The sequence below is a fragment of the Brevundimonas sp. EAKA genome (assembly GCF_000698025.1).
GTDB lineage: Bacteria > Pseudomonadota > Alphaproteobacteria > Caulobacterales > Caulobacteraceae > Brevundimonas > Brevundimonas mediterranea_A.
In genome coordinates this window covers 1-5,819 of the sequence record NZ_JMQR01000159.1, presented here as the reverse complement: position 1 = coordinate 5,819, position 5,819 = coordinate 1, and the positions used below count along the sequence as shown (strand labels likewise).

The window sequence follows — 5,819 nt, the reverse complement described above, 5'->3', positions numbered from 1 at the left end:
ACGTGCGGGCCAGGGGGCTGGCGGCGGCCCTGGTCTGTGTCGGCGGCGGGGCGACGCCGCCGCGCGGGGATCGGCTGGACCGGCTGATGCAACGGCTGCAGGTGGGCGAGGATTTCGCCGCCGCCCTGTGCGGGGCGCGGGTCGAGGCGGACGGCGAGACGATTCTGCTGATGCGCGAGGCCGGGGAACTGGCGCGCCGCGCGCCGCCGCCGCTGTTGCTGCATCCCGGCGTCGAGGCGGTGTGGGACGGCCGGTTCGCCTTTCGGGCGTCGGGGGCCGGCTGGTCGGTCGCCCCGGCGCGGGGGCGGCTGTCGGCCCTGTCGGCGGCGGATCGAGCGGCGGTGAACCGGGCGCCGGCGGCGGCGCGGGGGGCGGCGCCCGTCCTGATCCGGGACGGCCAGGCCGGGCCGGTTCTTGCAGGCGCGGGGGTCGAACGGCGCGAGCTTGTCGCGGAACGGCTCAGGCTGGCGCTGGACGAAACGACGCATGAAGACGATCTGATTGCGCCGCCATGGCGTAACGCAGCCGAAGCGCCTATTTTCGGTGACAGACAATCCAGACCGTGGGCTCAATCCGGGCCGGCGGACGACCGAGGACCTCAATGAACCTGCGAAATCTGGCGATCACGGGCGTTATCATCCTGGCCCTGCTCGCGGCCTACGCCGCCGTGTCGCAAGGCGGAGCCGTGACCGGCATGGGCGCCCAGGGCGCTCAGGGCGCCGGCCGCCCCGAACAAATCACCTATTCCCAGCTGGTGCAGCGGGTCGAGGCCGGCGACGTCAAGGAAGCCACCATTCGCGGCGACCAGGTGAACGGCGTCTACAAGAACAACGGCCGCTTCACCGCCACCACCCCCTATCCGAACGAGCAGCTGGTCAATTCCATGCTGGCCGCCAACGTCAATGTCGACGCCAAGACGACGCGCCAGTCGATCTGGATGAGCCTGCTGATGGGGATCCTGCCGATCGCGCTGCTGGTCGGGGTGTGGATCTTCTTCATGCGCCAGATGCAGGGCGGGGCGCGCGGCGCCATGGGCTTCGGCAAGTCCAAGGCCAAGCTGCTGACCGAGCACAAGGGCCGCAAGACCTTCGACGACGTCGCCGGCGTGGACGAGGCCAAGGAGGAACTGCAGGAGGTCGTCGACTTCCTGAAGGATCCGGGCAAGTTCCAGCGCCTGGGCGGCAAGATCCCCAAGGGCGCCCTGCTGGTCGGCCCTCCCGGCACCGGCAAGACCCTGCTGGCCCGCGCCGTGGCCGGTGAAGCCGGCGTGCCCTTCTTCTCGATCTCGGGCTCGGACTTCGTCGAGATGTTCGTCGGCGTCGGCGCCAGCCGCGTGCGCGACATGTTCGAACAGGCCAAGAAGAACGCGCCGTGCATCATCTTCATCGATGAGATCGACGCCGTCGGCCGCCATCGCGGCGCCGGCCTGGGCGGCGGCAACGACGAGCGCGAACAGACGCTGAACCAGCTGCTGGTCGAGATGGACGGGTTCGAGGCCAATGAAGGCATCATCCTGATCGCCGCCACCAACCGTCCCGACGTGCTGGACCCGGCTCTGCTGCGTCCCGGCCGTTTCGACCGCCAGGTGGTGGTGCCGAACCCCGACGTTTCGGGCCGCGAACGCATCCTGCGCGTCCACATGAAGGACGTGCCCCTGGCCGCCGACGTCAACGTCAAGACGATCGCGCGCGGCACGCCCGGCTTCTCGGGCGCCGACCTGGCCAATCTGGTCAATGAGGCGGCCCTGACGGCGGCCCGCAAGGACCGTCGCATGGTCACGCACCGCGACTTCGAGGACGCCAAGGACAAGGTGATGATGGGCTCGGAACGTCGCTCGATGGCGATGAACGAGGAAGAGAAGCGCCTGACCGCCTATCACGAGGCCGGTCACGCCATCGTCGCCATGAACGTCAAGATGGCCGACCCGGTGCACAAGGCGACCATCGTCCCGCGCGGCCGCGCCCTGGGCATGGTGATGCAGCTGCCGGAAGGCGACCGCTATTCGATGAAATACCAGCAGATGATCGACCGGATCGCCATCATGGCCGGCGGCCGGGTGGCCGAGGAGCTGATCTTCGGCAAGGAGAACATCACCTCGGGCGCCTCGTCGGACATCGAACAGGCGACCAAGCTGGCCCGGGCCATGGTCACGCGCTGGGGCTTCTCCGAGAAGCTGGGCACGGTGGCTTACGGCGACAATCAGGAAGAGGTCTTCCTGGGCCACTCCGTCGCGCGCAGCCAGAACGTCTCGGAAGAGACGGCCCGCACCATCGACGAGGAGGTCCGCCGTCTGGTCGCCTCGGGCTGGGACGAGGCCCGCAAGATCCTGACGACCAAGGCCGATCATCACGAGAAGCTGTCGCAGGCCCTGCTGGAGTACGAGACCCTGTCGGGCGAGGAGATCAAGGACCTGCTGGAGAAGGGCGTCGCCCCGAACCGCGACGAGAACAACTTCCCCAACGCCGGGCCCTCGGTCTCGGTGCCGGTGACGCCGGTGTCGGACGGAACCACGGTCGAGATTCCGGTCGCCGCTCCGGCCGCGACCAGCGTGCCGACGGTTCACTGAGGCGGGATGTCTCCGTTCTCTCCATCATCCTCGGGCCTGACCCGAGGATCGGCGCGGGATCAGGCTGTGCGTCGCCTTTGACGCAACGCGGTTGAACATCCGGTCCTCGGGTCGAGCCCGAGGATGACGATGTTGAATGAACCCGCCGGGAGCGATCTCCCAGCGGGTTTTTCTTTGCCTGCGTCGCCACACCCATCGCCCCAGTCCGACAAGCAGCGTTAGGATTCCTGTGAACTAGTTTGCAATACAGACTAGTCTATGACATACAGCGTTATCCAGAACGGGAGAGCGTCATGTCGATGTCAGAGACGGGTTCATCCGAGCGTCTTCACGGGCTTGACGCGCTGAGAGGCGGGGCCTTGCTCTTGGGCGTGGTGCTCCACGGCTCGATGTCCTTCTTTCCGACGCAGATCTGGATCGTCGGCGACGACCAGCGGTCGGTGTGGGCCAGCGGGCTGTTCTTCGTCATCCACCTGTTCCGGATGACGACCTTCTTCCTGATCGCCGGTCTGTTCGCCCACATGATGCTGGCGCGCGCGGGCGTGTGGGGGTTCGTGAAGAACCGCCTGGTCCGGATCGCTGCGCCGCTGGCCGTCTTCTGGGGGCCGGTGCTGACAGCCATCGTCGTGGTGCTGATCTGGAACGCGGGCCTGCAGGGCATGACGGCCGCCGATGCGCCGCCGACGCCTGAATATGACTGGACCAACATCCCATTGACCCATCTGTGGTTCCTGTGGGTGCTGCTGATCTTCTATGTCGCCCTTCTGGTTCTAAGGGCGCCGTTTGTCCTTCTGGACCGGACCGGCGCCTGGGGGCGGGTGATCGATCGCATGACCGCCGGACTGATCGGGCCGTGGGGCCCGTTCGTTCTGGGTGCGCCGCTCGCGCTGGCCCTGTGGTTCCAGCCGAATTGGATCGCCTTCTTCGGCGTGCCGACGCCGGACGCGGGACTGATCCCCAATACCCCGGCCCTGGTCGGGTTCGGCCTGGCCTTCGGTTTCGGCGCCCTGCTGGACCGCCGGCGCGACCTGTTGGCCCGCATACAGGCCTGGTGGCCGGCCTATCTGGGACTGGCGATGGGAGCCGGCGCGACGGCCCTGATGCTGGCGGGCGGGCCGGACCCACGTCTGGTCCCCGTGGCCGATCCGGCGACCAAGGCGATGGCGGCGGCGACGTTCGGGGTGGCGACCTACGCCTCGGCCTTTGCGGCCATGGCTCTGGCGCTGCGGTTCTTCGGGGGGCACAGCCGGACGCGGCGTTATCTCGCCGACGCCTCATACTGGATCTATATCGTCCATTTGCCGCTGGTGATGGCGGCCCAGGTGCTGGTTCAGGATTGGGCCATGGCGTGGCCGGTTAAGCTGGCGCTGGTCGTCGGCGGGGTGCTGACCGTCTCGCTGGCCAGCTATGAACTTCTGATCCGCCATAGCTTCATGGGCCGCTGGCTGAACGGCCGCCGGGTTTCCTGGCGGCGCAGCCCCGAGCCCGCTCTGTCACCCGCCGAATAGCTTGCCAACCCCGGCCGCCGCGTCCATCCGAGGAACGCGCCCGCCGCAGAGGAATCATCGATGATCGACACGTCCCGCAGCACGCCCGAGGCCGATCTGGCCTTCCTGAGGTCCATCGTCCAGGGCGGGGGCGATCCGCGCGCGACCCTGACCATGGGCGTCATGTATCTGGCCGGCGGCCTGTTGTACGGCCTGCAGTGCCTGGTTCACATCGGCCAGTCGCTAGGCGTGGTCCGCTGGCCGGGCCCGGTCAGCCTGGGCTTCGTCGCCGGGATCACCATCGCCTTCCTGGTGGTGATGGTCTGGGCCATCCGCGAGGACCGCAAGCGACCCAAGGCCAGCCCCATCGTGACCCGGACCCTGAACGCGGCCTTCAGCGGGGCGGGCATGGCCAATCTGGCCATCATTATCGTCTTCGGCTTCGGCGCGGCGCGGGACGGGGATTTCGCCGTCTGGCTCTATTACCCGGCCATGATCTTCGCCCTTCAGTCAGCGGCTTGGTATGTGGCCTGGACCCTGAAGAAGAAGGGCTGGATGCTGGCGGCGTCGCTGGGAGGATGGGCGACGGCAGTGGCCTTGGGGCTGCTGGTGCGCCAGCCGCTGGTCTATCTGTATGTCGCCACGGCGGCGCTGTTCCTGCTGTTCGCGGGACCGGGCTGGATCATCACCCGCGAGGCGCTGAAGAAGCGCACCGTCGATGCGGACGCCGGCTGACCCATGGGGCTGAACGACCTGGGGCGGATCGACGAGGTCATCCACGGCCGCATGCGGCTGGGGATCATGGTCTATCTGGCCGACGCCGAGGCCGCTGACTTCACCGAGCTGAAGACGGTGCTGGAGGCGACCCAGGGCAATCTGTCGGTCCACATCAAGAAGCTGGAGGAAGCCGGCTACGTCGCCGTGGCCAAGAGCTTCGTCAACAACAAGCCCCTGACGCGGGTGTCGATCACCCCCGAGGGCCGCAAGGCCTTCGCCGGCTATCTGGAGGCGCTGGGCGGGCTGATCGGGCGTTAGTCGCCGCCGGGGGTTTCCGGATCCTCGATCATGACCGGGGTCAGGCGGCGGTCCGCGCCCGATGGATCGGTCCAGGCGATGGTGTGGCCCTCCACAAGGCCGATCAGACCGGCGCCGACATAGGACAGGACGGACACCTTGCCTGCGTCGATGTCCGCCTCGTTCGGCAGGACGATCTGGATGCGGCGCGGCTGGGGCGAGCGGCCATCGATATAGTGCAGCCAGCGGTGAAGCGGCGCCGCCCCCTTGGGCCGATCGCCGGGCTCGCAGATGACGGCGCGTTCCAGCTCCTCCTGCAACAGGCCGGCGACGCCTTCAGCAGGCATGTCGCCCACCAGGCGCGACAGGGTCTGGTGATCCCTGGCGCTGAGAAAGATGTCGGGGCGCGAGGGAGACGCGGTTCGGGCGGTGGATTGGGTCATGGTTCGGCTCTTTGATCGCAGACGCCTGCAGGCGCGCGTTCGCGCGTCACATGAAGGCTGAGGATAATCGGGTTTCAGATCGTCGCCCGGAACGGGGCGAAAGGCGCGCGGCCGTTCCGGGTCAGTCGCCTGCGACGAGGCGTCCTGCGTAAGAAAGGCGTCGAGCCTGGCTGACGAGCGGGGTGATCACGTCTAGAGGCTGATCTCATGAAGCGTGAAAGTCAAACCTCGCCGATGTCCGTCTTGTCGCAGGTCATGGGGATCGTGAACGTCACGCCGGACAGTTTCTCGGACGGCGGGCGGTGGACC

At 67.6% G+C, this 5,819-nt stretch carries 5 protein-coding genes and 1 pseudogene; 5 read left to right on the top strand and 1 reads right to left on the bottom strand.

Features of this window, described 5'->3' with window-relative positions; translation table 11 throughout:
* The 5 genes and pseudogenes from ER13_RS18780 to ER13_RS15560 all read left to right on the top strand — a co-directional run.
* A pseudogene (locus ER13_RS18780) lies at window positions 1-605 on the top strand (PP-loop family protein); the annotation flags it as partial.
* The gene (gene ftsH, locus ER13_RS15575) at window positions 602-2,566 is read left to right on the top strand and encodes an ATP-dependent zinc metalloprotease FtsH (protein WP_035310714.1); all 1,965 of its coding nucleotides are present in this window, start codon (window positions 602-604) and stop codon (window positions 2,564-2,566) included. The pseudogene ER13_RS18780 and the gene ftsH, both read left to right, overlap by 4 nt.
* Window positions 2,567-2,859: 293 nt before the next feature.
* On the top strand, window positions 2,860-4,074 hold the full coding sequence (locus ER13_RS15570) for an acyltransferase family protein (RefSeq protein ID WP_035310712.1): 1,215 nt from the start codon (window positions 2,860-2,862) through the stop codon (window positions 4,072-4,074).
* Window positions 4,075-4,134: 60 nt separating this feature from the next.
* Window positions 4,135-4,788, top strand: coding sequence for a hypothetical protein (locus tag ER13_RS15565; protein WP_008264141.1), 654 nt, complete (start codon window positions 4,135-4,137; stop codon window positions 4,786-4,788).
* A gap of 3 nt (window positions 4,789-4,791) precedes the next feature.
* A complete protein-coding gene (locus ER13_RS15560) occupies window positions 4,792-5,088 on the top strand; it encodes a transcriptional regulator (RefSeq protein WP_008259231.1) in 297 nt (98 codons plus the stop codon).
* Here the strand turns inward: ER13_RS15560 and ER13_RS15555 are convergent.
* Complete coding sequence (locus tag ER13_RS15555; RefSeq protein ID WP_035310709.1) at window positions 5,085-5,510, bottom strand: GreA/GreB family elongation factor; 426 nt, start codon at window positions 5,508-5,510, stop codon at window positions 5,085-5,087. The two genes, ER13_RS15560 and ER13_RS15555, sit on opposite strands and share 4 nt — an antisense overlap.
* Window positions 5,511-5,819 lie beyond the last annotated feature (309 nt).